Source organism: Allobosea sp. (genome assembly GCF_035944895.1).
Classification (GTDB): Bacteria; Pseudomonadota; Alphaproteobacteria; order Rhizobiales; family Beijerinckiaceae; genus Allobosea.
In genome coordinates this window covers 665097-691962 of sequence record NZ_DASZAT010000008.1, presented here as the reverse complement: position 1 = coordinate 691962, position 26866 = coordinate 665097, and the positions used below count along the sequence as shown (strand labels likewise).

Sequence of the window (26866 nt, the reverse complement as noted above, 5' to 3'; positions counted from 1 at the left end):
ACGCCCTACGCGATGTTCCTGCTGAATGGCGCGTTGAGGCAATGACGCCGCCAATTCCATCCGCCCGCTGCGCAGGCCATGCTTTGATGGGAGCAGTCAGTTGAGCCTTCGTTTTCTCGTGACCGGCGGAGCCGGCTTCATTGGTTCGGCAGTTGTACGGAAGCTTATCAGGGAGACCGGGCATCAGGTCTGCGTCGTCGACAAGCTCACCTATGCCGGCAACCTCGCCTCGCTGGATCCTGTTGCAGGCAGCGACCGCTACCGCTTCGAACGGGCGGATATTGGCGACAGCGAGCGGATGAAGGAGATCTTCGCCGATTTCGCGCCCGACATGGTGATGCACCTGGCGGCCGAGAGCCATGTCGACCGCTCGATCGACGGGCCAGCCGCCTTCATCGAGACCAATGTCGTCGGCACCTTCGCGCTGCTGCAGGTGGCGCTGCGCCATTACCGGGCCCTGCCGGACAATCGCAGGGGCGGTTTCCGCTTCCACCACGTCTCGACCGACGAGGTCTTCGGCTCTCTGGGCGCCGAAGGCTTCTTCCGGGAGGACACGGCCTATCGGCCGAACTCGCCCTATTCCGCGTCCAAGGCCGCCTCGGACCATCTCGTGCGCGCCTGGCACCACACCTACGGCCTGCCGGTGGTGATGACCAATTGCTCGAACAATTACGGCCCCTATCACTTCCCCGAGAAGCTGATCCCGCTGATGATCATCAGCGCGCTCGAGGGCAGGCCGCTACCGGTCTATGGCAACGGCCTCAATGTGCGTGACTGGCTCCATGTCGAGGATCATGCCGACGCCCTGCTGACCGTGGCCACGGCCGGCAAGCTCGGCGAGAGCTACAACATCGGCGGCGATAGCGAGAAGGCCAATATCGAGGTGGTGAAGGCGGTCTGCGCCATCCTCGACGAGCTCAGGCCCGATCCGGCGGGACCGCACGAGCGCCTGATCGCCTACGTCACCGACCGACCGGGTCATGACGCCCGCTATGCGATCGATGCCGGCAAGATCGGCCGTGAGCTTGGCTGGAAGCCGAAGCAGACCTTCGAGATCGGCCTGCGCCGCACGGTCGAATGGTATCTCGCCAATCCGACATGGTGGGGCGATATCCGCTCCGGCATCTATCGCGGCGAACGCCTTGGCGCGGCTTGAACGGGATATGGAAGCGATGCTCAGTGTCGAGGAAACGGCGATCCCTGCCGTCAAGATCATCACGCCAAGGAAGTTCGGCGATCATCGCGGCTTCTTCTCGGAAACCTGGAGCCGCAAGGCCTCCGTCGAGGCCGGGCTCGATCTCGATTTCGTCCAGGACAACCAATCGCTGTCGGCCCAGGTCGGCACACTGCGCGGGCTGCATTTCCAGTCGCCGCCTTTTGCGCAGGACAAGCTGGTGCGCGTGATACGCGGGCGCATCCTTGACGTTGCCGTGGACATCCGGACATCGTCCCCGACCTTCGGCAGGCATGTCGCGGTCGAGCTCTCGGCCGAGAACTGGAGACAGCTTCTGGTGCCAGCCGGTTTCGCACATGGCTTCGCCACGCTCGAGCCGAACACCGAGGTGCTCTACAAGGTCACGGCGCCCTACGAGCCCGATAACGACCACGGGCTCGCCTTCGACGACCCGGTCCTTGGCATCGACTGGGGCCTGCCGCCCTCGGAGTTCACCCTTTCGGACAAGGATCGCGAGCATCCGCGGCTTGCCGACATGCAGCGCTTTTTCGACTGATGAGCAAGCGTGCCCGCACCATACTGAAGCGCTCCCGCCACGGCTGTTGTGACTTCAGTTGGCTTGGTCTCGATCTTGCGCAGGTGGAGGCGTTTGAGGGGCCTTCCAACTGACCGTGGCTACGCAATGTCGGCTCTCGGGCAGCTCCCCACTGTCCGCTCCTGGCGCCTGCCGGGCTCGCTCCAGGTGCCCATAGATGTTGAGGGAAATCCCTCATTGCCGCCTGGCGTCGACGGCTTAGGGTGGGTCCGATCGTCATTCACGTTAATGGAGGACGCCGTGGCCCATCCGCAAACCAACGACAAGCGCCCGACCCCGGATCCCGCCGAGGACAACGCGTACTTTCCCTCTCCCTATTCGTTGAGCCAGTTCACTGCGCCGAAGTCGAACCTCAGCGGCGCTGACTATCCCGATTCCTACAAGGGTAAGAAGAAGGTGCTGATGATCGGCGCCGACGAGCGTTATCTGCTGACCGACAACGGCACGTTTTTCTCGACCGGCAACCACCCGGTCGAGACGCTGCTGCCGATGTATCATCTCGACAAGGCCGGCTTCGCCTTCGACGTGGTCACATTGTCGGGAAATCCCGTCAAGTTCGAGCTCTGGGCCATGCCCTCCGAGGACCAGGAGGTGAAGGGGCTGTTCGCGAAATACCGCGCCCAGTTCAAGCAGCCGCTGAAGTTGTCCAAGGTGATCGAGAAAGGCCTGGACGACTACGCCGCGATCTTCATCCCAGGCGGTCACGGCGCCCTGATCGGCCTTCCCGAGAGCGAGGACGTCAGGGCCGTCCTGGAATGGGCCGCCGCGAAGGACAGGTTCGTCGTTTCGCTGTGTCATGGACCGGCTGCCTTCCTGGCGATCGGCGACAGTGACATCTACCGCGGCTACAAGATCTGTGCCTTCCCCGACGCGCTGGACGCCGAGACGCCCGAAATCGGTTACATGCCGGGCCATCTGACCTGGAAGTTCGGCGAGAAGCTGAAGGCGCTCGGCTTCGAGATCCTCAACAAGAACATCTCTGGCGCCGTGCATCGGGACCGCAAGCTGCTGACCGGGGACAGCCCGCTCGCCGGCAACGCGCTGGGGAGGCTCGCCGCCGATACGCTTCTGAAGGAGGTCGACGCGGCGTGACGATGGCGCCGACCAGTACTCCGGTTGCGATCGCCGTCGCCCTCGAAGGCGCGGAGAGCCTGCCTGTCGTTCAGGAGGCGGTCCGCTCCTTCGCCGCATCGTTCGGTTACGATCGCTTCGTCCTATTCTCCGCCTCTTCGGCCCGGGACGAGGTGGTCGAGCGCATCTATTGGGTCGAGGGCGATTGGTTCGGCGAGGGCGAATCCATCGACGCCGATACTTATGTCCGGCGCTGTCCGGTGACGCGCCACATCCTCGAGGCCCGCGAACCGTTCTTCTGGACCAAGACGACGGAAACGAGCGGCGAACTCTATCGCGTGGTCCGTTCGCCGCGGGGGCGCGGCATCCACGGCCTCCAGATCCCGATATTCGGGCCGCTGGGGCTGGAAGGGGCGATGAGCCTGGGCGGCGAACGGATTGACCCATCGCCCATCGCTCGGGTCGCCCTCTCGCTGGTCGCGGGCGCGGCCTTTCTCGCGGCGCAAAGACTCCTCGAAGCTCCACCCGGCAACGCGAACGGGACGCTGACCGGCCGCGAGCGCGAGATTTTGGCATGGACGGCAGCCGGCCGCCGTCAGGGCGAGATCGCCGCGACGCTGGGATTGTCCGAGCGGACGATCGAGAACCACCTGCGGCGAATTCGCAAACGCCTCGGCGTTGCGACGACGGCCCAAGCCGTCCGTGTCGCGATCCGAATGGGCGACATCGTCGCATGAAACGACGAAGCAGGGAGAGGCGCGATGGGCAAGACAGTCCTGGTGACGGGTTCGGCGTCCGGTTTCGGTCGTGGCGTGGCGTTCGGCCTCGCCCGGCGCGGGCATCGCGTCATCGCCGGTTGCCAGATCTGGCCGCAGGTCTGGGAGCTGCGGAACGCGGCCAAGGCCGATCATATCGAGATGGAGGTCATCAAGCTGGACGTCTTGAACGAGATCGACCGCACCAAGGCGCTCAGCATCGAGATCGACGTACTATTCAACAATGCCGGCATCATGGAATCGGGGCCGATGGTCGAGATTCCGATGACGGTATTCCGATCGGTTTTTGAGACCAATGTCTTTGCCGCGCTGGAGCTGGCTCAGGGCTTCGCTCGCGCCATGGTGAAGCGTGGCACCGGGCGGATCGTCTGGACCTCTTCGGTCGCCGGCTTGGTCAAGGTTCCCTTTGACGGCGCTTACGCGGCCTCGAAACACGCGGTCGAAGGCATCTGCTCGGCGATGCACGAGGAGCTCAAGCCCTATGGCGTGCAGGTGGTGACGGTAAACCCCGGCGCGTTCCGCACCGGTTTCAACGACACGGGCATGGAAAGCATGGATCAGTGGTGGGGTCAGGACGAGCGCGTCGTCGCCCACTGGCCTGTGCGCGCGCTTGATCGTCAGCACGATCCTGCCGAGATGATCGAGGCGATGATCGGCGTCATCGAGGCATCGGACCCGCCTTATCGCACTGTCCGCCCCGCCAGCGCCGAACAGATGGTTCGCAAAGAGCAGGCGGAGATTTGGGACCGGGGCACCTGAACACCCGCAAAATCTTTGAGATCGCGCTCGATGGAGACGTTGCGGCAATGTCCGCTTCTTGGCAAGGCGCCAAGCTCCGCATTTGGCGCAGCAGTGCCGTTAGTCAAATTTGACAAAGCTTAGCGCCGATAGTGGTCCGCCCGGTAACTGGACGAGACAGGCGCCGATGGCGGAAGCCCGGGATCGATGCCAAAGCAGCCAAGCCGGTCGATCAGCGTGCGGTCATCTGGGTAGAACGGCACGCGCCGCCCAGCCGCGATTTCCGCGGGCTGAGCGTCAGGGCGGAACACCTAAACACGGACCATGCGACCGTTTTCGATGTATTGCCGCAGCCGCCGGGCAGCGATCCGGCCGATCGCGACCGGCCCGATATCGCCGCCGAGCGACAGGCTGCAGCGCCCGGCATCCTGCCACTCCACCCGCTCCAGCTGATCCAGGTTGACGATCAGCGATCGGCTGATGCGGACGAAGGGCGGCGTGGGCAGCTGAGCTTCGAAATGGCGCAGCAGCCGACAGACCAGATAATCCCGTGCATCTTTCAGGAAGACGCGGGTGAAATCCGCCTCCGCGGCCAGCATGGCGACGGTACGGAGCGGCGCGATCACCGACTTGCCATCGATGCGCAGATGGATGCGCTGGCTGGGATCGCCCGGCCGGGGATCGGCATCCAGCTCGACATCGTCCTGTTGCTCGCGACCGGGCGCGGCGGCTTGCCCCGCGTCCTGCCGGTGCCGGCGCAACCGCTCGACCGTCAGGGCCAGCCGGGCGGGGACGATGGGTTTCAGGAGGAAGTCGACGGCTGCAACATCGAATGCCTTCACCGCGTAGAGATCGTGTGCCGTGACGAACACGATCGCCGGCACTGGCTGCAGCTGCGCGACAAGATCGAAACCGCGGCCGTCGGTCAGCTCGACATCGAGGAAGATCGCATCGAGGCGCAGCACGGAGGCCCGTGCCTGGGCCTCGGACACAGACCCCGCCTCTGCCACGACCTCGATATCGGCATAGTCCCGCAGCAGCCGCCACAACCCCCGCCGGGCCGGTGGTTCATCGTCCACCAGCATCACGCGAAGCATGCGTTCCCCCTCAGCAGCAGCCGCGCCACGATGACGTTGCCATCCTGGGTCAAGGACAGCTCGTGACGTGCCGGATAGTGCAGTTCCAGTCGCCGTCGCGCGTTGGCCAGACCCAGAGCCGGCCTGTCGCCGGCATGCGGGGCCAGCCGGCCAGGATTGACGACCTCGATCACCACCGCGTCGTCGGTCATCCGCTGCGCGGTCAGGCGAATGTCGAGCGTCTCGACGGATGAGCGCAAGCCGTGCTTCACCGCATTCTCCACCAGCCCCTGCACGACCAGATGGGGCACGGGAACTGCCCGCACCGCCGGATCCATCTCCACGGTGCAGCGCAGGCGGCCTTCGAAGCGCAGCTCCTGGATGCGGATAAAGGCCCGGACCGCTTCGATCTCGTCGCTCAAGGGGCACACCGGCCGGGTCTGCGGGTCGAGCGAGTAGCGTAGATAGGCGGCGATGCGGAGGGTCATCTCCAGCGCGGCTTCGGGATTATCCGGAATCTCGACCGCCACCGTGTTCAGCGCGTTGAACAGGAAATGCGGGTCGAGTTGCAAACGCAGGCGCTGCAGCTCGGCCCGTGTCGCGGCTGCCTGTGCTTCGCTGCGGCGCACCCGTTCCGAGCGGGCATCGACATCCGCGCGGATCCAGAAATAGGCCAGCGACCAGCCGAGGAAGACCGCGGTGTAGAAGATTGCGGGCACGGCATCGTTGACCGCGATGTTGCCGTCCGGGATGTCCGGAAACAGGCCGTCCTTGACTGCTTTGGAGATCGCCATCTGCAAGATCCCGCCGGGCACGGCGCAGGCCAGCGCCCAGATGGCGATGGCGGTCCCGCCATGGCTGGTCCGCTCCAGGTAGAATTTATACGCCGCGGCCGTCAGGACGAAGCCGATAGGGTCCAGCACAAGGGTCAGCGTCACGGCCAGGGTGACATCGTTGAAGGCGACAAGCCGCGAGATCAGGCCAAAGAATGCGATGAAGCTCCAGGCCGCCGCATTCGCGCGCCAGAAGGATACCGGTGCCGACGATGCGCTGCCCGCCACTCCATCCGCAGTCGCGAAGGCGGAGCGGTCAGCGGGACTTCGATATCCGGCGGGGGCAGTCATCCAATCGCATTCCTTGCCGATGGTGGCCTGCCACGATGCGGTGACCGCCCGGCCGTGGAAATGTCGATTCATCGGCTGGATTGGCCGTTTCATCGAATTGGGCAAGCGCCGACCGGCGCAACGACACTAGGATTTTGGCCGAGCGGTTAATGTTTCGTGCCCACACGAAAGGGCCGACGACAGGTTTCCGCCGATGCGAGGGCGAGCGCTTCCGCCGATCCATGCGGAGGCCGCAGCGCCAGGGCGGGAGGTCCAGCATGACGGCATCGAGGCACTGCGAGGGGCGCTGCACGGCAAGGCCCACGATACGCCGACCGACCGGCATGCGGCAGGCAGACGGGAGCCCGGCCCCAGCCCTCGCCCTCACACGACTGGGAGCAGAACATGCCTGACCTGACCGGCTACGACCTGGTGCTGGCGAGCACCGAGAGCGCACTGAACAGCAGCATCGCGTACGCGAACTTCTGGAAGGTGACGATCAATTGCCAGCTCAATCCCGATGTCTCCGCCGAGCAGTCGCCAGGTCTTTCCGACGCAAAAATCTCGGCACCGACGCTTCGGCTCTCCGGAAACGATCTGGCCGGCAACCAGGCCGCGGTGACCCTGCAGTTCACCGACGGGACGCTTCAATACGTCGATGTCATCAAGGGAGGGATACTTGACCAGGACATCACTGGCTGGACGATCGTCTTCGCGGCGAAGCTCGGACAGGGCTCGGTTCCCGGCAATGCCGATACCGGCCAGCTTCCCGCAGAGGTTCAGAGCGCCCTGTCCAATGAGCTGCTTTCAGTCGGGCAGCTCTTTCTGGAGTTGAGTACGGTGGTCTGGGCGAATGTCACGATCACCGACGCCGGCGGCAAGCGGGTGACCGACGCCATCGTCACAGCGACACTCGAAACCTCGCTCCAGGGGTGGGCTCAGAGCATCGAGACTGCGGCGCAGCAATGGGTTCTGAACTACGTCGTCACCAGCAGCAACGGATCGGGCAGCGCATCCGGCAATCTCCTGACCGATCTGGTTCCGACGAGCTACAACTTCTCGGTCTCGGAATACGACCCGTCGGGCGAGTACGATGACCTGAGTACCCTGAACTATCTGATGATGACCGAAGGCAAGACGGCGCCGACGGCGAACAGCGCGGGAATCTTCGATTTCAACTGGGTCGCAGGGCCCAACACGCAGCAGTACCAGGGCGCGGTCGCCATCAACGGCCCCCTGTTCGACAGAGCCTATGTCGAGCCATTGCTGCTGCCGGCGATCGCTGCTGCCGTCAGCGCGACCAAACCGGCGACGACGAGTGCCAGCGGGAGCACGGGCAACCCAGGCGTTCCAACCTTCACCAGGACCGGCCCGGGGCAGTGGAGCACGTCCCAGTCCGTCAACCTCTACGGCAACCAGCACGGCGGCAAGGGCCAGAAGCTGGAGGGCCTGGGCCTCGTCCAGGCGGTCTATCAGAACATCACCGAGAAGCTGGACTGCACGGTGACGCTCGATCCGGCCAGCGCCACCTATCATGTGAAGGTCACCTATACGGCGGTAACGACGATCACCGTCGAATTCTTCGGCTGGGATAAGACCGATTCCAGCTTCAGTGGAGATTATGTCCTTCCCTGGAGTTTCGACGTCCGCCTGAAGGCCAGCAGCAACGGGTCCCTGGTCACCGAGAGCACGCAGGTCCAGCAGGGGGAATCGTCGAGCAAGACCTGGGGCAACAGCTTCGTCGGAGACATCTGGGCGGCGATCAGCGAGGTCTTCTCGACGTTCCTGAACACCTATCAGGCGCAGTTCCAGGACCAGGCCGCGTCGGTTTCCCAGTCCGCGTTCGCGAATGTCTCCGATGAACTGGAGAGCGCGATGGGAGAGATCTCGGCCGCGATCGTTTTCCCGGCAGGAAACCGCTTTGCCTACAAGGATGTCTGCTTCGATCCGCAGCAGAACCTGGTCGCCTACGTGACCTACCTCAACTGACCGACGGGCTTCAGCCCTCCGCACGGCGCCGAAGCGCAATCGCTCATCGCAGCCCTCCCGGCGCCGGCCCGCCGCGACGCGGCTCGACCACAGAGACTTGGGGAGTTTGACAGATGAGCAAGCCCATGCCCGTCGGCGCGATCAAGTCCAAGACGGACGCCGACATCATGCCGAACTACCGCGCAAGCCGCACGGTGTCGGTCACCCATCCGATCAGCGCCGTTCACGATCGGAACGGAGACCCGGCGGTCTTCTCGATCGGCACCGACAATCAGCTTTGGGTCTGCTTCCGCGATCCCGCACGGCCTACCGGCTGGCGACAGGTGTCCTTCGGCGAGGGACTGCCTTCCGACGCGAAGGTGACCGCCTTCGACACGACGCAGGTCTCGACCGGCGAATATGCCGTCGCCCTGGCGCTCGCGCCGTCTGGCGACCAGACCAGCAGCGTCGTCTACGTCTCCGGCTGGTCAGGCAACGATTTCTGCGGCACCGACTGGTCGGCCTTCGCCGGCAGCTGGACCCGGCGCGATCCCGACATCCCGCTGGATGCCGCGGCACCGGGAAACGGAACCAGGCCGGTTCAGGGCGCGGTCGCCAAGGGCATCCTGATGGGCAATCAGGGGAGCGTGCACAAGCCCGCCGCGATCATCGTGGTCGTTCAGGAGGGCGGCGACGCCAATCATTACTTCGTCAATGGCGACACGTCCTCGACGCTCTGGTCATGGGCGGTGTATCCGCTGGCGGAGAACCCCGACCGCATCCTTTCCATCGCGTTCGGCCATGTTTCGGCCGGGGCCGGCGTCTTCGGCACCTATGTGCTGTATGAGATCGCCGGGGCGAAAAGCCTCCATTTCGTCGGCGCCGTTGCTCCCGTGGCGGATCAGCTGCCCTATAACTTAAAACTGGACGTGGACCCGGCCGCCCAGTGCCTCGCCGCGCTGGCCGACCCGGTCGCGCCGCACTACAGCAATCTCTATGTCGGCGGAGCGGCCGGCGTCGACTTCTACCCCCATCAGACGCAAACCCTGAAGGCTGCGGGCGGGGTGCGCATCATCGAGCCGGACGCGGACAATCCGATCGGCGAGATCGCGGTCGCGCAGGATTCGGACAATATCTCGATCTGGATGCTCGCCCCTTCGAAGCAGACCCTCTGGTATTCCACCGGACCGCAACCGAAGGGGAAAGAACCGGGCGAATGGAGCGCTCCGATCGTCCTGCTGCAGCATGTCGCGCATATCAGCGCGCTGCGCCAGCCGAAGCGACAAGCGAACCAGCTCCTCTGCGCGCTCTCGGACAACCAGCTCAGCTATCAATGGCAGGATCCGGCGACCACTCTCTGGCACAACGTCGACATCCCGCTCGAGGACGCGGGAGCGGCCCAGGAATTCCCGTCCTATACCTCAACCATCCATTTCGAGGACGAAGCCCAGAACGTGATGGTGGGCATGGAGGTCGCGGTGACCTCGTCGCAATGGACCTACGCCACGATCAATGGCTATGTCTGGGAGCTGTCTCCGGACGCACCGGTCGAGGTCCGGACCGATGCGTACGGCAACCTCACGATCGTCGCGCCGACGCTGAGCCTCGGCACGCCGGTCTACCATGTCCAGCCCCGGCCCCAACCCGGATCGGGGCCCGGCAACCTCAACCCGGCCGCCAAGGCGATCCAGAGGCTGTCGCAGATCCGCACGGGCGATGATCTGCGCGCCCAGTTTCCCGAGCTCAGCAAGAAGCAGGCTGAATTCGGTGCGCAGACGATCTCGACACTGACGGCCTATATCGCGGGACTTCCGGCCGACGGCAGCAATGTCGATGGCAGCCTGCCGGCCAGCTCGCTCCCGGACCAGATCTGGGGCGGGGACTTGAGCAGCGGCACGCTGGACATTCCGGCGAGCAACCCCGAAGCGCTGCTGATATCCGCTCCTGCGTCGGTCGGCGGGGCGATGCGCAAGACCGAGTTCAGCGTCATCGACACTGTCGAGGATATCGCCGGCGACATTCTGCAAGCGCTCGAATCCGGTTTCGAGGCGATCGGCGAGTTCGTGTTCTCGGTGGCGAAAGGTGTCTTGCGCTTCGCGGTCAAGATCGCCGGCCGGTGGTTCCATTTCGTCGTCAAGTCGATTGCCGCGGCCCTGAAGCTGATCAACTGGGCGCTTCATGTCCTGGCGATCGGCCTGAGGAAGCTCATTCAATGGCTCGGCTTCATCTTCGACTGGGACGACATCGTCGAGACGCACAAGGTGTTCACGAACATCGCCCGGCAGACGATGAAGCAGCTTGAGGGCGAGCTGCCGGCGCTGCAGAGGCGGATGGATGCGGCATTCAACAGGATGTTGCGCTCGATCGATTCAATCGGCGAGCATCCGGTGCTGCCGCCCGAATATGCATCGCTCTCGATCAACCAGGTGGTGACGCAAACAACCGCCGAGAGCGCCAACTCGCAAGGCGTCAACGCTGCGCTCTACAGCACCGGCGGAAGTTTCGCCTGCTACCAGCTCCTGCATGGCGGCGTCCTGAACGGCCCGGCGCCGGGTTACGGGACCGGCCCGGAGGCCATCAAGGCCTTCGTCGAGGACACGCTGATCCCGACCATGAAAGCGATCGCTGACGAGATCGCGGCGGTCGCCCGGACCCTGATCCACGACTTTGAGGCCGGGACGCTGACATTCGGCGAGATCGTCAAGCTGTTGAGCAAGACCCTGGTCGAAACGGTGCTCGAAGCGCTCAAGACGATTGCCGACGGGTTGTTCGCGATTGCGGGGACCTTTCTCGCCTTGCTCGACGAGGCCCTGTTCGGTGAAATCGAGATCCCGCTGCTGACCCCGCTCTACGAACTCGTCGCCGGCGGCAGCAAGATGAGCCTCATCGACGGCCTCAGCCTGCTGGCTGCGATCCCGACCACGATCTTCTACAAGGTCGTCGCCGGGGAAGCACCGTTCGCGGACGGCAGCTTCGGCCTCGCCAGCGCGAACTCCTTCGACGAGATCATCGCGATTCTCGCAGGCGCGGCGCCGAAGGCTCGCTCGATGGCGATGGCTCCCGGTCAGGCCGAGGCCAAGGAGGACAGCAGCGAGGCTGCGAGAATCTACTCGCAGGTCGGTGGCGCCCTCTCGGTCCTGGCCGGCTTCATGGGTGCTGGCCTCACGATGAGCATCGCCCTCAGCGAAGGGCAATTGAAAATCGCCGACAAGATGGCGATGGCGATCCAGCTGCTGTACATGGCGAGCACGATTCCATTCGATCAGCCCGACGAGCTCCAGCAAGAGCTGGCGAATGGCGTCTATCTCTGCAACTTCATCGACATGCTGCTGCAAGGCGCGCTCTTCTTCGTTCCGCGCGCAGGCCAGCCTGCGGGATTGTTCGCCAAAGGGGCGTATGACGCATCGATGGGGATCGGCGACCTCGTCGCCTATACGATCGCCTTCTACGACAAGTTCAAGCGGGCAGAAGAAGAGGGCCGCGGTGTCGAACTGGCGACGATCGCCTATGTGCAGAATCTTCTGTACGTGGTCGGGCTGGAAGCGGGCGCTATCGGGACAATGGCGGGCGACGAGAACCTCGAGGTCGAAATCCCGGCCTATGTGATCTCTGGAGGCCTGCAACTCGTCGTCGCCATAATCGGGCTCACGCGCGTGACTCTCACGATGACGCACGATGTCCGCTACGATGTCATTTGAGAGCAAGCTCCGGCAGCCCTGCGCGACGGCGGACTTCGCCCGTCGTCGCGAGAGCAGTCCCGCTCAACCCAACAGCTGACGTCCTGCCCACATGGCGCATGACGTCCGTGAGACTGGAGGCCCCGCCCGCCGGGGGCGGCGAAACCGGGCTCAATCGGCATGTCACGAAATTTGCCAAGCGAATGTCCGGTTGCAGGCGGTCGTTCAGTGTCAGTTTGTGGCGTCGAATCGTTGATCGGAACGGAGGGCATTCAAATACCCGGCACAGGAAAGGCGCCGGTTACCGCCCCTACAGAACCGCAGCCTCGACGAGCCAGGCTGATGCCGTCTACGATGCAGGCTGCGCCTCCGGGATCTTCCAGGTGCCGTTCAGGAACACGGCGCGCGGGCGATAGAGTCGGAATGTGTAATTCCACCCCTGCGTGATCGGCAGGCAATTCGCGATCTTGCCGTCGCAGCCGCCGAACTGGATGTCGATCGCGCCATCGGCACTCTGCTTGCCGGTGATGCTGTTGACCGAATAGGCGTCGTAATCGTTCTTCTGGAAGAAGCCCTTGTCGTTGTAGACGCTGATCGACCAGAACGCGTCGACCGGGACATCCTTGAGCTTGAGCTTGTAGACCGTCTTGCCGTCGTTCCTGGTCGGGGTGAACGAGGGGTAGGATGCGTCCTTGTCAGGGTTGCCGCCCCAGCCGGCTGCCGTGCCGAGCAGGTGCATCACCGGATCGACCTTTCCCTTCGGGCCGAAAGCGTTGATGAAGCTGCCCGATGATGCGGCGGACAGCGCTTCGAGCGCGTCACGGATCTTCTTCTGTTGCGCCAGGTCCCAGTTCGGGGCCTCGAACTTGCCGGCCGATTTCTGCTCCACCTTCAGCGCATCCTGCAGGGCGTGGACCTGCGCGAGGTCCTTGGCGTCATTGGGATCGACCAGGATGCGGACCGCGATGAACACATAGCGGGTGCCGACCTTCTCCCTGGTGAGCGTCGTGCGGCCCGGCTTGTAGACCACCATCGGGGTGTAATGGTCTTCGCTGATGACCTGCATCGAAATGAAGCGCTTGCCGGCCTCGGGAAGGGTGATGGTCACCGGACCGGCGTCGAGGTCGAAGATCGCCTGGGAATACAGCGTATCCCGGTTCATTCGGACCACAGGCTGGTTATCGATCAGCGTCGGCGTCCTGTTATGGGCGAACTTGCCGAGGCCACCGGCGTCAGCCGTCTTGCGCATATAGAAATCGCTCTCGGCTCGCTTGAAGTTGTCGAGATTGACCGGAACCGATTGTGCGGACGCCGCACACGGCGCGAGAAACAGGAAACCCAGGCCGCAGACCGAAATCATTCGCATTGAACGGTACCTCATTGGTGTCTTTGGTCGATTTGCTCATCGTCACCGCGCGGACAGCGCAGCAGCCTCTGCGGCACATTCGGAGGCCGGGAACACCCGCTTCGCCTTCGCGATCTCCACTTCCGCTGTCGCAGCCTTGAGATCGGCGAGGAAAGTCGGGTCGGTCTGCAGCCGCGCAACGGTCGCCGCACCCATGATCCGCCCGGCATCGACATCGCTCTGCCAATGCGCGTCGCAGATCACCCGGCTCTGCCCGAATTCGATGCCGCGCTTGAGCAGCGCATCGGCGCGCTCTGGATTGATCTGCGCGAAGACCAGAGCCCAGCCCCAGCCGGCCGCCGTGTGGCCGGACGGGTAGGAGCCGTCACTCCGCAGGATCGCCTCCTGATCGGCCCGGCAGGTCGCCTCGTCATGCACTACGAAGGGGCGGACGCGGTTGTACTTGTTCTTCACGCCATAGGTGGAGAGGCCGAAATCCGACAACACCTTCTGCATCATCGCGTAGAGGCGCGGGGTCTGCTGGCTGTCGATCTTCACGCCCATCGCGCAGGAGAAATTGTCGGCCGCTTGCGGAAAGGCGAGATCGGCATCGGTACGGGCGAGCTTCCAGCGCGCGGTGTCTCGCAAGGGAAGCGTCGCCTTGCGCGCTTCCTCGTCCCGGGCGAGCGCAGCTGAGCCCGCTGCAGGCGGCGGGCCGAGCAGTACCAGGCTGTCCGGGAGGTCGGACCGCTTCAGATAGCCCGGCGCGATCTTGAAATGCGGGTCGGTGACCTTAGGCTGCGCTTCGGCCGCTTGCGCCAGCACCTGCCCGCAGAGCGTGAGCAGTGCCAGCGCGGAAACAGCTGCGGCCCGAAGCGCATTCGCAGTCATCGCCATTCCCGTTCCTTTCGATATCGCCGAACGCATGAAGCCCCCGGTCAGAACCGGTATGTCGCGGCGACGGCTGGCCCGTGCTGGGTCACGTCGTACGAAAAGCCGCCATTGCGATAATCGACATGGAGTGCCCGGTAGCCGGCTTTCAGCGTCAGGTTTTCGCTCCAGGCGTAGTTGACGCTGCCCAGGCCTTGCCAGGTCAGCCGCGAGCCGGCGCCGAAGCCGCCGATGTCACCCGCCACCATCAGGCTCCAAGGCCCGCCGAGCGCTATTCCAAGCCTGGCACCGACGATCGGATCCGCCCACATCTCGGATTCGCGGTGATCGATACGAAGATTGGCGAGGCCGGGCAGAATCTCGAGCTTGGTATTCAGGTTCCAGAACCGGAGACCACCACCGACATCGAGCGCAAGCACGGTGTCGTCATAGACCCGGTAAAGCACGGAGCCCTGAACGGTGGTGGTCTGCGAGCGCAGCTTCAGCCCGGAAAAGAAGGGGCCGGGCAGATTGCCGCCGGTCGTCACCTGTGAGAACTGCCCGTCGACCAGGACGCTCCAGCGGTCGATGCGCATCTCGGCAGATGCCATCAGTGCGCCATTGAGCTCCTTGAGCACGTCGCGGAAGCGCAGATGGATATTCGCCGCCGGCAGCGGCGGCAGCGTCGCGCTCCTGCCGTCGATGGCCGTCGCCCAGACATAACTGGTCACCGAAAAGCTCGGTCGTGACGCGAGGACGGGAGCCGGCGGCGCGACGGGCTGCCGGAGATCGGATGCCCAGGCCGGCCCGCACAAGGAAGCCACCATCGAGCCGATCGCGAGATTGCGCGCCGCTGCGCCTGACATTGTTGCTCGTCTCCCGCCTTGCATGCCCTGTCGGCACCTGCGCGAGCGCTTCGGCTCTCTGCAGCACGATCGCAGCCCGATCGGCCGGCGAATTCCGTTGCGAGCATTTCGTGCATGGGGCGCCTGCTCGTCTTGCCATTTCGCGCCAATCGCGACCGGCTATTCTCCCCCTCGCCGATCGTGAACCCTCAGGATTCGGCCTTGCAAGAAAGCGTCTATGCGGTGATCGCGGCGAGGTCCGATTGACTGATATCCCTTTGACGCGCGGCCAGTTCCTGCTGCCCTTCGTCAGCATCCTCGACGATATCGGCGCCCCGACGGAGACGCTGCTGGAGCGGTCCCGGCTGCCCTCGTCCCTGGCCGAAAAGAGCGATCTCTATTTGCCGCTCCGGCCGGCGCTGCGTTTCGTCGAGACCGCCCAGAGGACCCAGGGCATCGAGAATTTCGGCTTTCTCGCCGCCCAGCGCCTCCATTTCTCGCATATGAGGGAGGAGACCCGAGCCCTGATCGCGCACTCGCCGACATTGCTCGTCGCGCTCCGGCACGCCTGCCATGAGGCGTCACGAGAAGACACCATTCTGAGCATGTGGATCGAATATGACGCGGATCACGTTCGGGTCTGCAGCAGGCTTGCCGGGACAGGGCTCCTGCATCTGAAACACGCGCAATGGATCCAGAATATTTTCTCGGTCTACATCGTCAGGCAATTCGCAGGGCCTGACTGGATGCCGACGGCGATCGCCTTCGAATCGTCTTATGCGCCGAGCCCGGCGACGCGGTCCTGCTGGCCGAATGTGCGGTTCCTGTCGGGTCGGCATGCCGCCTGGATCAGCCTGCCGACCGAGCTGCTCAGCCTCCCCAACCGCTCGATCGCCTCGTTCGCGCCGACGCGCAACAACGAGGACGGACCTTCCGTCTATGACATCGTCGAACTGCTCAAGCTGATGCTGCCGGCCTATCTCGACGAGGGAACCACGGCTCTCGCCGACGTCGCCGAGATCGTAGGCGTCAGCACGCGGACGCTGCAGCGCAAGCTCGCCCTCATCGGCCTGTCCTATTCGGACATCCTCGACACCGTCAGATACGAGCATGCCAGCCGGCTGCTGCAGGACACCGATTGCAGGATCATCGACGTCGCCTTTTCCTCCGGCTACACCGACCCGGCGCATTTCAGCCGCGCCTTCCGCCGGATCACAGGCATCACGCCGCGTCAGTTTCGTGAGCAATCACGGCTTGGCTGAAGGCGTTTCGCCTCGCGCCGCCAATCGCCCAGTTGGAGCAGTGCCCTGCGCTTAAACGGGCGAGCGTCCGCCCCTGGGCAAAGCGCCAAGGTCCGCTCCTAGCGCATTCGATCCGCGCCGGATGTTCGATGAGTGACCCCGGGCCGGCGTCCCATTAATGGCGTGTTCTGCCTGGAGTGAAGACAGTTAATTTGGAACCAAGCCGCTGCGTGCCGGCAGATAACAACGTTATTGGCACCGTTACGGCTGCTCACAAGGACGATGACCATTCGTCCTCCGCAGCTTCGTCCATGCTATCCGCGCGCGTGGTCGCGGCCTCCGTGCGCGGCGATGAACATGGCGACGGCCGACCGGCAGTAGGATTCGATTTCGTTGTCGTCCTCTGCTCTCGCCTCATCAAAGCGGGCGATCATCAGGAGATCGGCCCCTTTGATGAGCGCGGCAAACAAGCGTGCGGACCGGAGAGGATCGGGCACGTTCAGGACCGCCTTCGCATGCATCTGACGCAGCAGGGCCTCGATTTGGCCGATAACATGGGCAGCGCCAGCCTCGTAAAAGAGCTTGCTTAGCGACTTTTGGTTCGTCTTGTCGGCCATGATCATGGCCTCGACACTGCGGACGTCCGAGCTCAGCAGCGTGCGAAGCAGTGATGCTCCCACCGCCATGAGCTGATCTTCGGCCGATCCCTCGACCCCTTCAACAAGGGCCAGAGGCGCAAACTGACGGCAGTGGGCCGCGATGGCCGCGCCGAACAGTGCCTCCTTGTTCTCGAAGTGCCGATAGATGCTGAGCTTCGAGATTTTCGCTCGCTGGGCGACCTTGTCCAGGGTCGTCGCTTGAAAACCCAATTCCACAAAGAGTTCGCTCGCGGCGCCGACGATCGTTTGGCCAAGCGCCTGGTTCGGGGGGCGGCCGCGCCGGCCTTGGCGATTTCCAGTCACGATAATTCCGGTCCTTGACAGTATCGTAATTACTGAATTACGATACCATTCAGTTCTATAAATATGCAAGCGTGTTCGTCAGACGATCGTCGACCTGAAACACGAGAGATCCATGCAGCGACGCACCCTGCTGAAGCTGGCCGCGGCGCTTTCTGCCATCGCCCGCGCCCCGGCCACCGCCAAGTCTGGCCCATCCTCTTCCATTCACAACAAGGAGCCCATCACCATGAATGACGTCATCATCATCGGCGGCAGCTTCGCCGGTCTCGCCGGCGCGCTGCAGCTCGGCCGTGCCCGCCGTAAAGTCACCGTTCTCGATACCGGCTTGCCGCGCAACCGCTTCGCCGGCCACTCGCATGGCCTGCTCGGCCACGATCACAAGCCGCCGCTGGACATCCTGGCCGAGGCGCGGCGGCAACTGGCGCGCTATCCCACGATCAGGCTGGTCAATGCCCGGGCCGACAGTGTCTCCGGCGCCATCGACGATTTCTCCGTCCTCAGCGGCGATGGCGAAAGCCTTAAGGCGCGCCGCCTGATCCTGAGCTATGGCATCGTCGACCAGATGCCGGCTGTTCCCGGCTTTGCCGAAGCCTGGGGCACCGCCATCGTGCCTTGCCCCTATTGCGACGGCTTTGAAGTCGCCGGCCAGCATTGGGGCCTCGTCTGGTCCGGCCGGCAGTCGCACAATCAGGCCAGGCTATTTCATGATTGGACCGACAGGTTGACTGTCTTCGCCGATGGTCACGACATTCCGCCCGATATCCGGGCCGATCTGGCACGTCGCAACATACCTGTCGTCGATGGCCGGATCACCGGGATCGCCCGTCACGGGAGCCATGGTGCCACCATCAAGATCGATACCGGCCCCGATGTCGCGGTCAACATCCTGTTCGCGCATCCGCGCAACAAGCCGTCGGCCAGCCTGCATGAATCACTGGGTCTCGCCACCGTCGATACGCCCAGCGGCATCGCCCTCAAGGTCGATGAGCGCCGCGAGACCAGCATGCCCGGCATCTACGCCGCCGGCGACCTTGCCAACCCCGGAATGCCCTCGGTCACCACGGCATCATGGCAAGGCGCGATGGCGGGTATCTTCGCCCAGCAGTCGATGCTGGTTTGAGCACAGATTGGAGATGAGCATGGCCGTCGAACCGGACAGCGCGGGTGTGCGCTTCCCTCCGCCCTTCATTTATCTGGGAGCGCTGCTGTTGGGGCTGGCGGCGGAACAGTTCGTCGCCCTGCGCTCCTTCGGCATCGACCGGCTGCTGCTGATCACAGCAGGCGCGCTGCTGTTCGTTGCCGGCGCGGCGATGATGCTTGCGGCGGCGGGGCTGTTCCGGCGGCTGGGCACCAACGTTCGGCCGTCGCGGCCTACGAGCCTCATCGCAACGACCGGCCCTTATCGGTGGACCCGCAATCCCATGTATCTCGGCATGGCGCTTGTCTATGCCGGCCTTGCGATCGGCTTCGACGGACCGATCGCCTTCGCCTTGCTTCCGTTGGTAATGATCGTGATCCAGACTCAGGTGATCGCCCGCGAAGAGCGCTATCTCGAAGCGAAGTTCGGCGATGACTACCGCCGCTACAAGGCCAAGGTTCGCCGCTGGCTCTGACGTTCCGCTGCTGCCGCCTGCGGGCCATCTGGACTCGGACGCCCTTCAGGCTTTGATCCTCAGCCGACCGCTCTTGGAGAAGCCTGACACATGGAGTCCGAATACGTCACCTTTCGACCTGCCACGTCATCGACAGGAGCTGCCAGACCGCCATTTCGGTACCGCGGGAGCTCGTCCGCTCGACCCTAGCATCCCACTCTAAGAAGCTTGGGGATTGGTCTCATGGCGCCATCACCTTTCGCATCGAAGCCCGCTGCATCGATCGCGTGGTGAAGCGGTTCGAGAATGCGACGACCTTATTGAGCAGACCTGCAATGACAGATGGCTTTGCCTGAGCCAGTGCGCTCAATCCAGCCTCGGCGACGGGGCGAGGCTTCATGGTCAGCCTGCGCAGCATCGGCGAGACGCGGGCGTCGGCTGCCGCATCGAACCCGGTTTCGGTATGGCCGGGGCAGAGCGTGGTGACGACGACGCCGCGCGAACGCAACTCATCGTGGAGCGCTTCGCCGAAGGAGAGCACATAGGACTTCGTCGCGGCATAGGCCGCATAGGTGGGAACCGGCTGGAAGGCCAGCAGACTGGCGACGAGAAGCATCTCCCCGGAGCCACGGCTGGCCATGTCGCGCCCGAAGACGTAGCTGAGCTCGGTCAGCGCCGTCACGTTGAGCTGGATCATCTCTGCGGTGCGCGCGAGCGGGGTGTCGAGAAAGTCGCCGTGCAGGCCGAAGCCGGCATTGTTGATCAGGAGATCGATCCGCAGCGCCTTCGCGTCCAGTTTCTCTTTTAAGCCGCCGGCAGCGCCGGGAGCGGAAAGGTCGACCGGCTCGACATGGATCTCGACACCGTGCTTCCGCCGCAGCTCGAAGGCTAGGCTTTCCATCGGCTCGCGTCGCCGCGCCGCGAGCACGAGATTGACCTTTCGAGCTGCCAGAAGTTCGGCGAATTCAACGCCGAGGCCGCTCGATGCGCCCGTCACGAGAGCCCATTTTCCCGAGGGCGCGTCCAAGGTGCTTCCAGCGGAGGAACCGCTCACGTTCTGCATGTGGTGACCTTTCGAATAGATGCCCCTATGCATCGTTCGAGACCCGCGCTTCGATGATGGCGGAAGGCTGAAATTCGCGTCGCAGACGGTCGCGGTAGACCGGAGCGAAGGCCGCGAGCGCGCCGACCGAGGCTGCCGTCATGACGATGGCGAGCGAGACCGACGGCGAGAACGGTATCGCGCTCGCTAGCGCCGAACCGATGGCGGCACTGCCCATCTGCAGGAAGCCGAGCAGCGCAGAGGCCGAGCCGGCCTGGCGGCCAAAGGGCTGCAGCGCGATCGCCGTGCCGAGCGGATTGATCAGCCCCATGCCGAAGAGGACGATCGAAAGAGCGCCGGTGAAGGTCAGGTAGGATGGCTGCGACGCGACCGCGACCATAGCCAGCGCGCCGGCGGCGAAGATGATCAGCCCCGCAAGGCCGGTGGTCCGGTCGCCATGGCGTCGCGCCAGCCGAGGCGCCAGGAGCCCGGCCGCAAACACGATCAGCACAGTCGCCGCAAAGGACAGACCCATTTGAAGCGGCGTCAGTCCAAGCTGGCCCATCAGGACGCCGGGGGCTGCGGCAAAGAAGCTGAACAACCCGCCCAGCACCATGCTGACCGAGAGCGCCGGCAGCAGGAAGCGACCGTCGACCAGGAGGGAGCGATAGGTGGCCGCCACGCTGCCGAGCGCGAGCGTGCTCCTGGCGTCGAACGGATGGGTCTCGCCGACCCGACGCATGTAGAGCACCGCGAGCGCCGCCGCGCAGAGGGCGACGAAGAGAAAGCTCACCCGCCAGCCCGACAGATCGACGAGGACGCTGCCGAGAAGCGGCGAGAACCCGGGCGCGACGGCGCCGGCGATCATGGTGAGAGACAGCACCCGCCCAAGCGCCTCTCCGTGGAACAGATCGCGCGCGATGGCGCGGGCGAGTACGGATACGGCGCAGGCTCCCATGGCCTGGACGACCCGTCCGAGCACGAGCCAGAGCAGGTTGTCGGCCTGCGCGGCTATGATGCTTCCCGCCAGGAAGGTGGCGAGGCCGCCGAGAACCAGCGCCCTTCTTCCGAAACGATCCGAGAGTGGGCCGACAACCAGTTGCCCCACCGCAAAGGTGAGGAAGAAGCTGCTGAGCAGAATCCCGAGCTGGGTGCCCGTCAGGCCAAGCTCGGCCGACATGCGTGGAAAAGCCGGGAGGATAATGTTCGTCGCCAGCGTACCGAGGGCGGCCAGACCCGCAAGCAGCAGGACGATAGGGCCGCTGACTTCGCGGACCTCGGAGCGAAGCGGGGCGAGGCCCGTTTGGGAAGCCTTCGACAGTCCGTCGAGCGCGGTTTCCGTGGCACTCACTGCACGCCCTCTGGCTTGCCGCCGGGCGGCTTCGCATGGGCGGCGATCTGGGAGCCAGCCGCGTTCAGGATCTGGCGCGCCAGCGCCTCGTCGTTGACCGTCCGCGACAGCAGGACGGCTCCGACCATCATCGACACCTTCGCCAGAAGAGCGTCACGATCTTCTTCCACGGACAGGCTTGCGATCATGTCGAGGTTTGCGCGGATGCCGGCCTCGAACTCGGCCTTCACCTCCGGGCCCTGCCGTGCCGCGTCGGATGCGAGCGCGACGAACGGGCATCCTTCGGCGCGTTCCGCGACATGCTCCGGGCTGAGATAGAACTCCGCGACTGCCGAGAACGGGTCACCTGGCCGAGAAGCGACGGCCGACGACCAGCGCTCGGCCGCACTGGCTATCGCTTGCCGCGATGCCAGTGCGGCCAATTCGTCCTTCGACGCGAACTGCTTGTAGAAGCCGCCCTGCGTCAGGCCTGCGCCCGCCATCAGGTCCTTGAGACCGATGCCGTCGAAGCCGTGCTCGCGAAAGAGCCGGCTCGCCGTCTCGATCACCCGCTCCCTGTTCTGTGCCGCTTGCTCCCGAGAGACTCGCATGCCGTGCTCCAAAAATTAGATTGCGTTCAAGCTCTATATCAATCATAGATGTCGAATGCAATCTATTTGGTACGCGCCATGACAAGGAAATCCCGGTTCGCCCTGCTCGCAGTCGGCGGCATAGTGGTGGCCGCCGCCGGAATCGGTGGCGCCGTTCTGCTGATCGGGCAGAAGTCCGCTCCTTCGGCAGCCGTCGACCCTCGACAGGAGCCGCCGATCGTCCGCGTGTCGACGGCAAGCCCGGTCCTCGGTGCCGACCGGCGCTTCACGGGCGTCATCGCGGCACGCGTCCAAAGCAATCTCGGCTTTCGAGTCCCGGGCAAGGTCGTCGAGCGGCTGGTCAATGTCGGCCAGTCGGTGAAGGCGGGGCAGCCGCTCCTGCGGGTCGACGAGACGGACCTGCAGCTGGCGCTGACTGCCAAGCGCAACGCGGCCATCGCCGCTCGGGCCGTGCTGACACAGGCAACGGCCGACGAAGCGCGCTACGCGGTCCTCGTCAAGAACGGGTTCGCCGCCAGCCCCCAGCGCTACGAGCAGGCGAAGGCCGCGCTCGACACCGCCAAAGCTCAGGCCGCAGCCGCTGAGGCGGCAGCGGATGTCGCGGAAAACGAGCTGACCTATGCCGTGCTCGTCGCCGACGCGGATGGGGTCATCGTCGAAACGCTGGTGGAGCCCGGGCAGGTGGTTGCCGCGGGGCAGGTAGCTGTTCGCCTCGCGCAGACGGGCCCGCGGGAAGCCTTGGTGGTCCTTCCCGAAACCGTCCGCCCTCCGATCGGCTCCACGGCGCAGGCGACGCTCTACGGCGTCGCGGGGCGCAGCTTCCGCGCCACTTTGCGCCAGTTGTCCGATTCAGCCGACCCGCAGACTCGGACCTACGAGGCACGCTACGTTCTCGAAAGCGAGGCCGCGCTGGCGCCGCTGGGCGCAACCGTGACGATCCGTTTGTCCGATACGGCGACCGAGGCTGAGACGGAGATTCCGCTCGGAGCAGTTCTCGACGACGGGCAGAAGACCGGCGTCTGGCTTCTCAACGATGCGGGCGCCGCCGTGACGTTCCAACCCGTGCGTCTCGTTCGCGTCACAAGCGAGACGGCCGTCGTCTCGGGACTGCAGGCCGGGCGCCAGATCGTCTCCCTCGGGGCGCATCTGCTGCGCGAAGGCCAGCCGGTTCGGGCCTCCTCGAACATCAAGGCGGCTTCGCGATGAACTTCAATCTCTCGGCGATCGCTGTCCGCGAGCGGGCCGTCACCCTCTTCACGATCATTCTGCTCGTCGCAGCCGGCGCCTACGCCTTTGTCAAGCTCGGGCGGGCCGAAGATCCGAGCTTCACGATCAAGACGCTGACCGTAACCGCCGTCTGGCCTGGCGCGACGGCCCGCGAAATGCAGGATCTGGTCGCCGAGCCGCTGGAGAAGCGGCTGCAGGAGCTCGCCTGGTACGACCGTGTCGAGACCACGACGCGGCCGGGCTATGCCTATCTCACGGTCAACCTGAAGGATTCCACCCCGCCGTCCCGCGTTCAGGAGGAATTCTACCAGGCGCGCAAGAAGCTCGCCGACGAGGCGCGCAACCTACCACCCGGCGTGCTCGGCCCCTTCGTCAATGACGAATACTCCGATGTGAGCTTCGCGCTCTACGCGCTGAAGGCGAAGGGCATGCCGATGCGCGAATTGGCCCGGCAGGCCGAGGTCATCCGGCAGGATCTCCTGCACGTGCCTGGGGTGAAGAAGGTCAACATCCTGGGCGAGCGTCCTCAGCAGGTCTTCGTCGAGTTCTCCTATGCGAAGCTCGCGACGCTCGGCGTTTCCGCCCAGGACATCGTCACCGCCCTCCAGCGGCAGAATACGGTCACGCCGGCGGGCTCGGTGGATACCAAAGGCCCGCGCGTCTTCATCCGGGTCGATGGCGCCTATGACAGCGTCCAGGCCATCGCCGACACGCCGATCGTCGCGGGAGGCCGGACGCTGAAGCTCTCCGACATCGCGGATGTCCGCCGCGGCTACGAGGATCCGGCGAGCTTCGTCATCCGGCATCAAGGCGAACCCAGCCTCATGCTCGCCGCGGTGATGCAGGACGGCTGGAACGGGCTGACGCTCGGCAAGGATCTTGAAAATAAGACCGCCGCAATCGGCCGGACGCTGCCGCTTGGCATGTCGCTCGAAAAGGTGACGGACCAGGCGGTCAACATCGCTGCGTCGGTCGACGAGTTCATGATCAAGTTCGCGATGGCTTTGGGCGTAGTGCTGCTCGTCAGCCTGCTCAGCCTGGGCTGGCGCGTCGGCATCGTCGTTGCCGCGGCGATCCCCATCACCCTGGCCGCCGTCTTCTTCATCATGCTGGAGACCGGCCGGTTCTTCGACCGGATCACGCTGGGCGCGCTGATCCTGGCGCTCGGCCTCCTCGTCGACGACGCCATCATCGCGATCGAGGTCATGGTCGTGAAGATGGAAGAGGGCATGGATCGCATCAAGGCGGCGGCCTATGCCTGGAGCCATACCGCGGCGCCGATGCTCTCTGGCACATTGGTTGCCATCGCCGGCTTCCTGCCTGTCGGGTTCGCCTCCTCCACGGCCGGTGAATACGCCGGCAACATCTTCTGGGTCGTCGGCTTCGCGCTGATCGTGTCCTGGATCGTGGCGGTGATCTTCACGCCTTATCTCGGCGTCAAGATGCTGCCGGAGATCAAGCCCGTCCCCGGCGGCCATCACGCCATCTACGACACCCCGAATTACCGGCGCCTGCGGCGGCTGATCACCTTCGCCGTCGACCACAAGTTCCTGACCTGCGCGATCGTCGGCATCGCCTTTGCTCTCTCCGGCGTCGGCATGGGCGGCCTCAAGCAGCAGTTCTTCCCCACCTCGGATCGGCCCGAGGTTCTCGTCGAAATCCGTCTACCGGAAGGCAGCAGCATCGAAACCACGACGGCCGCGGTCCAAAAGGTCGAGCGCTGGCTCAACCAGCAGTCGGAAGCCAAGATCGTCACCAGCTATGTCGGCCAGGGCGCGCCGCGCTTCTTCCTGGCGCTGTCGCCCGAGCTGCCCGATCCGGCCTTCGCCAAGATCGTCGTGCTGACGCCCGACGCTCATGCCCGCGAGGAGCTCAAGCTTCGGCTGCGAGAGGCGATCTCGCATGGGCTCGCGCCCGAGGCCTATGTCCGCGCCACGCAGTTCGTCTTTGGACCGCCTTCGGTGTTCCCGGTCGAGTTCCGCATCGTCGGCCCCGACCCGGCTGAGCTCTACAAGATCTCCGAACAGGCCCTGCAGGTGATGCGCGGCATCCCCGATGTCAGGGAAGCGAACCGCGACTGGGGCAATCGCACGCCGGTGCTGCGCTTCGTGCCGGATCAGGATCGCCTCAACCTGATCGGCCTGTCGCCGGCGCAGGTCGGCCAGCAGCTCCAGTTCCTGCTGAGCGGGGTGCCGGTCACGCAGGTCCGCGAGGACATCCGCAACGTGCCGGTCATCGCCCGAAGCGCAGGTGCCGAACGTCTCGACCCGACGCGCCTCGCCGACTTTTCCCTCATGAGCAAGGACGGCCGGCAGATCCCCCTGGATCAAATCGGGCACTCCGAGATCCGTTACGAGGAACCGATGCTGAAGCGACGCGACCGGATGCCGACGATCACCGTCCGCTCCGAGATCAACGAAGCGACGCAGCCTCCGGAGGTTTCCAAGCAGGTGCTGACCGCTCTCCAGCCGCTGATCGCCGCACTGCCGGTCGGTTATCGCATCGACATGGGCGGTTCGATCGAGGAGGCGTCCAAGGCGAACGATGCTCTCGGCAAGATCTTCCCGCTGATGATCGCCGTGACCCTGATCGTCGTCATGCTTCAGGTGCGATCGTTCTCGATGATGACGATGGTGCTGTTCACCGCGCCGCTCGGCCTGATCGGTGTGGTCCCGACGCTCTTGGTCTTCAACCAGCCCTTCGGCTTCAACGCGATCCTGGGCCTCATCGGGCTCGCCGGCATCCTGATGCGCAACACACTGATCCTGACCGACCAGATCAAGGAGAACCAGATCGCGGGTCTGGACGACTACCACGCCGTCATCGAGGCGACGGTCCAGCGCACGCGACCGGTGATCCTGACCGCGCTCGCAGCGGTCCTGGCCTTCATCCCGCTGACCCATTCGGTCTTCTGGGGATCGATGGCCTATACGCTCATCGGCGGCACGGCGGTCGGCACGGTGCTCATCCTGCTCTTCCTGCCGGCGCTTTATGCCGCCTGGTTCCGGATCAAGCCGACATCGGCAGCCGCGGACAAGGTCGATACCCGATCGAATGCCGCAACTTTACCGTCCGCCTTTGCGGAAGCGGCGGAGTGAGCGATGAGCCAGCCTCTGCAAGCTCAGGCTATGACGCCTCTACCGGGCTTACGGCTTCGATCCTGCGTGCCGCCAGGGTTCTGTCTCGGAGAGCGGATGCAGCTCTTAAGCATCTCGACCTTAACACCGGGCAACTCATCCTATTGAGCTGCCTCGGCGTGGATGCGCCGCCATCCATCGGCGAGGTCGCCACTGCTCTTGGCGCGGATCGGACCACCGTCACCGCGAGCCTCAAGCCACTCCTCCGTCGGCGGCTGGTCGCCGTCCTTACCGATCCGGAAGATGCCCGATTGAGGCGATTGTTTTTGACGGAGGAAGGCTACTTGCTGCTCTCCCGCGGGCTTCCGGTCATCCTGGATGCCGATATTTCAATGGCAGGCGTCATCCAGCGTCATAAGCAGTTTCAGGCCGATCTGGCGCGGTTGATCAGGAGCTTCCAGGTCTGAAGATTGCCGGCCGGTGGCTCTCGGCTCCGTCGACTTCAAGCAATGTCCGCTAACCGGCAGTGATCCAAGGTCAGCTATT

General features: G+C 64.4%; 22 protein-coding genes. 13 read left to right on the top strand and 9 right to left on the bottom strand.

Annotated elements, in window-relative coordinates:
• The first annotated feature begins 100 nt into the window (after positions 1–100).
• The 5 genes from rfbB (at position 101) to VGV58_RS14805 (ending at position 4375) form a co-directional block, all read left to right on the top strand.
• Positions 101–1156, top strand: coding sequence for a dTDP-glucose 4,6-dehydratase (gene rfbB / locus VGV58_RS14825; RefSeq protein ID WP_326874772.1), 1056 nt, complete (start codon positions 101–103; stop codon positions 1154–1156).
• 16 nt (positions 1157–1172) lie between these two features.
• Positions 1173–1730 carry a dTDP-4-dehydrorhamnose 3,5-epimerase gene (rfbC, locus tag VGV58_RS14820; protein WP_326874771.1) on the top strand — a complete coding sequence of 186 codons (558 nt, stop codon included), beginning with the start codon at positions 1173–1175 and terminating at the stop codon, positions 1728–1730.
• Between the two features lie 279 nt (positions 1731–2009).
• Entirely contained in the window at positions 2010–2861 is an 852-nt protein-coding gene (gene hchA / locus VGV58_RS14815; protein ID WP_326874770.1) for a glyoxalase III HchA, read from the top strand.
• Positions 2862–2863: 2 nt separating this feature from the next.
• On the top strand, positions 2864–3577 hold the full coding sequence (locus VGV58_RS14810) for a PA1136 family autoinducer-binding transcriptional regulator (RefSeq protein WP_326874939.1): 714 nt from the start codon (positions 2864–2866) through the stop codon (positions 3575–3577).
• A gap of 24 nt (positions 3578–3601) precedes the next feature.
• Positions 3602–4375 carry an SDR family oxidoreductase gene (locus VGV58_RS14805; RefSeq protein WP_326874769.1) on the top strand — a complete coding sequence of 258 codons (774 nt, stop codon included), beginning with the start codon at positions 3602–3604 and terminating at the stop codon, positions 4373–4375.
• Positions 4376–4665: 290 nt separating this feature from the next.
• Here VGV58_RS14805 and VGV58_RS14800 read toward each other — a convergent pair whose 3' ends face one another.
• Both VGV58_RS14800 and VGV58_RS14795 read right to left on the bottom strand, forming a co-directional pair.
• On the bottom strand, positions 4666–5451 hold the full coding sequence (locus tag VGV58_RS14800) for a LytR/AlgR family response regulator transcription factor (RefSeq protein WP_326874768.1): 786 nt from the start codon (positions 5449–5451) through the stop codon (positions 4666–4668).
• Positions 5439–6626, bottom strand: a complete 1188-nt coding sequence (locus VGV58_RS14795; RefSeq protein WP_326874767.1) for a sensor histidine kinase — start codon at positions 6624–6626, stop codon at positions 5439–5441. The genes VGV58_RS14800 and VGV58_RS14795 overlap by 13 nt, the downstream gene beginning before the upstream one ends.
• Before the next feature lie 312 nt (positions 6627–6938).
• Here VGV58_RS14795 and VGV58_RS14790 point away from each other — a divergent pair, with 312 nt between their 5' ends.
• Together VGV58_RS14790 and VGV58_RS14785 are read left to right on the top strand one after the other, a co-directional pair.
• Entirely contained in the window at positions 6939–8522 is a 1584-nt protein-coding gene (locus tag VGV58_RS14790; protein ID WP_326874766.1) for a hypothetical protein, read from the top strand.
• A 113-nt stretch (positions 8523–8635) separates the two neighbouring features.
• Positions 8636–12199, top strand: coding sequence for a hypothetical protein (locus VGV58_RS14785; RefSeq protein WP_326874765.1), 3564 nt, complete (start codon positions 8636–8638; stop codon positions 12197–12199).
• A gap of 328 nt (positions 12200–12527) precedes the next feature.
• Here the strand turns inward: VGV58_RS14785 and VGV58_RS14780 are convergent, their stop codons facing one another.
• The 3 genes from VGV58_RS14780 to VGV58_RS14770 all read right to left on the bottom strand — a co-directional run bounded on the left by VGV58_RS14780 (position 12528) and on the right by VGV58_RS14770 (position 15124).
• A complete protein-coding gene (locus VGV58_RS14780) occupies positions 12528–13427 on the bottom strand; it encodes a DUF1254 domain-containing protein (protein WP_326874764.1) in 900 nt (299 codons plus the stop codon).
• Between the two features lie 159 nt (positions 13428–13586).
• On the bottom strand, positions 13587–14420 hold the full coding sequence (locus VGV58_RS14775) for an acid phosphatase (protein ID WP_326874763.1): 834 nt from the start codon (positions 14418–14420) through the stop codon (positions 13587–13589).
• A 41-nt stretch (positions 14421–14461) separates the two neighbouring features.
• The gene (locus tag VGV58_RS14770) at positions 14462–15124 is read right to left on the bottom strand and encodes a hypothetical protein (protein WP_326874762.1); all 663 of its coding nucleotides are present in this window, start codon (positions 15122–15124) and stop codon (positions 14462–14464) included.
• A 377-nt stretch (positions 15125–15501) separates the two neighbouring features.
• Here VGV58_RS14770 and VGV58_RS14765 point away from each other — a divergent pair, with 377 nt between their 5' ends.
• Positions 15502–16500: a helix-turn-helix transcriptional regulator gene (locus VGV58_RS14765; RefSeq protein ID WP_326874761.1), complete on the top strand. Its 999-nt coding sequence runs from the start codon at positions 15502–15504 to the stop codon at positions 16498–16500.
• Positions 16501–16793: 293 nt separating this feature from the next.
• Here VGV58_RS14765 and VGV58_RS14760 read toward each other — a convergent pair whose 3' ends face one another.
• Positions 16794–17441 carry a TetR/AcrR family transcriptional regulator gene (locus VGV58_RS14760; RefSeq protein ID WP_326874760.1) on the bottom strand — a complete coding sequence of 216 codons (648 nt, stop codon included), beginning with the start codon at positions 17439–17441 and terminating at the stop codon, positions 16794–16796.
• Positions 17442–17667: 226 nt separating this feature from the next.
• Between VGV58_RS14760 and VGV58_RS14755 the strand changes: the two genes are divergently transcribed.
• Together VGV58_RS14755 and VGV58_RS14750 are read left to right on the top strand one after the other, a co-directional pair.
• Positions 17668–18561, top strand: a complete 894-nt coding sequence (locus VGV58_RS14755) for an NAD(P)/FAD-dependent oxidoreductase (RefSeq protein WP_326874938.1) — start codon at positions 17668–17670, stop codon at positions 18559–18561.
• Positions 18562–18580: 19 nt separating this feature from the next.
• A complete protein-coding gene (locus VGV58_RS14750; RefSeq protein ID WP_326874759.1) occupies positions 18581–19054 on the top strand; it encodes a methyltransferase family protein in 474 nt (157 codons plus the stop codon).
• Between the two features lie 220 nt (positions 19055–19274).
• Here VGV58_RS14750 and VGV58_RS14745 read toward each other — a convergent pair whose 3' ends face one another.
• From VGV58_RS14745 to VGV58_RS14735, 3 genes are read right to left on the bottom strand one after another with little or no spacing between them, the layout of a single operon-like run.
• Positions 19275–20096 (bottom strand): SDR family NAD(P)-dependent oxidoreductase, encoded by an 822-nt coding sequence (locus tag VGV58_RS14745; protein WP_326874758.1) that lies wholly within the window; start codon positions 20094–20096, stop codon positions 19275–19277.
• 25 nt (positions 20097–20121) lie between these two features.
• Entirely contained in the window at positions 20122–21426 is a 1305-nt protein-coding gene (locus tag VGV58_RS14740) for a multidrug effflux MFS transporter (protein WP_326874757.1), read from the bottom strand.
• A complete protein-coding gene (locus tag VGV58_RS14735; RefSeq protein WP_326874937.1) occupies positions 21423–22016 on the bottom strand; it encodes a TetR/AcrR family transcriptional regulator in 594 nt (197 codons plus the stop codon). Before VGV58_RS14735 ends, VGV58_RS14740 begins: the two co-directional genes overlap by 4 nt.
• 48 nt (positions 22017–22064) lie before the next feature.
• Between VGV58_RS14735 and VGV58_RS14730 the strand changes: the two genes are divergently transcribed.
• The 3 genes from VGV58_RS14730 to VGV58_RS14720 are packed head-to-tail and all read left to right on the top strand — an operon-like array spanning position 22065 to position 26787.
• A complete protein-coding gene (locus VGV58_RS14730) occupies positions 22065–23222 on the top strand; it encodes an efflux RND transporter periplasmic adaptor subunit (RefSeq protein WP_326874756.1) in 1158 nt (385 codons plus the stop codon).
• Positions 23219–26341, top strand: coding sequence for an efflux RND transporter permease subunit (locus tag VGV58_RS14725; protein ID WP_326874755.1), 3123 nt, complete (start codon positions 23219–23221; stop codon positions 26339–26341). The genes VGV58_RS14730 and VGV58_RS14725 overlap by 4 nt, the downstream gene beginning before the upstream one ends.
• Complete coding sequence (locus VGV58_RS14720; RefSeq protein WP_326874754.1) at positions 26338–26787, top strand: MarR family winged helix-turn-helix transcriptional regulator; 450 nt, start codon at positions 26338–26340, stop codon at positions 26785–26787. The genes VGV58_RS14725 and VGV58_RS14720 overlap by 4 nt, the downstream gene beginning before the upstream one ends.
• Positions 26788–26866 lie beyond the last annotated feature (79 nt).

Excerpts from the sequence above, each read along its gene's own strand:
- rfbC (WP_326874771.1), top strand. The coding sequence starts at position 1,173 with ATGCTCAGTGTCGAGGAAACGGCGATCCCTGCCGTCAAGATCATCACG.
- VGV58_RS14810 (WP_326874939.1), top strand. The coding sequence starts at position 2,864 with ATGGCGCCGACCAGTACTCCGGTTGCGATCGCCGTCGCCCTCGAAGGC.
- VGV58_RS14805 (WP_326874769.1), top strand. The coding sequence starts at position 3,602 with ATGGGCAAGACAGTCCTGGTGACGGGTTCGGCGTCCGGTTTCGGTCGT.
- VGV58_RS14800 (WP_326874768.1), bottom strand. The coding sequence starts at position 5,451 with ATGCTTCGCGTGATGCTGGTGGACGATGAACCACCGGCCCGGCGGGGG.
- VGV58_RS14795 (WP_326874767.1), bottom strand. The coding sequence starts at position 6,626 with ATGAATCGACATTTCCACGGCCGGGCGGTCACCGCATCGTGGCAGGCC.
- VGV58_RS14790 (WP_326874766.1), top strand. The coding sequence starts at position 6,939 with ATGCCTGACCTGACCGGCTACGACCTGGTGCTGGCGAGCACCGAGAGC.
- VGV58_RS14785 (WP_326874765.1), top strand. The coding sequence starts at position 8,636 with ATGAGCAAGCCCATGCCCGTCGGCGCGATCAAGTCCAAGACGGACGCC.
- VGV58_RS14780 (WP_326874764.1), bottom strand. The coding sequence starts at position 13,427 with ATGCGCAAGACGGCTGACGCCGGTGGCCTCGGCAAGTTCGCCCATAAC.
- VGV58_RS14775 (WP_326874763.1), bottom strand. The coding sequence starts at position 14,420 with ATGGCGATGACTGCGAATGCGCTTCGGGCCGCAGCTGTTTCCGCGCTG.
- VGV58_RS14755 (WP_326874938.1), top strand. The coding sequence starts at position 17,668 with ATGAATGACGTCATCATCATCGGCGGCAGCTTCGCCGGTCTCGCCGGC.
- VGV58_RS14750 (WP_326874759.1), top strand. The coding sequence starts at position 18,581 with ATGGCCGTCGAACCGGACAGCGCGGGTGTGCGCTTCCCTCCGCCCTTC.
- VGV58_RS14745 (WP_326874758.1), bottom strand. The coding sequence starts at position 20,096 with ATGCAGAACGTGAGCGGTTCCTCCGCTGGAAGCACCTTGGACGCGCCC.
- VGV58_RS14735 (WP_326874937.1), bottom strand. The coding sequence starts at position 22,016 with ATGCGAGTCTCTCGGGAGCAAGCGGCACAGAACAGGGAGCGGGTGATC.
- VGV58_RS14730 (WP_326874756.1), top strand. The coding sequence starts at position 22,065 with ATGTCGAATGCAATCTATTTGGTACGCGCCATGACAAGGAAATCCCGG.
- VGV58_RS14725 (WP_326874755.1), top strand. The coding sequence starts at position 23,219 with ATGAACTTCAATCTCTCGGCGATCGCTGTCCGCGAGCGGGCCGTCACC.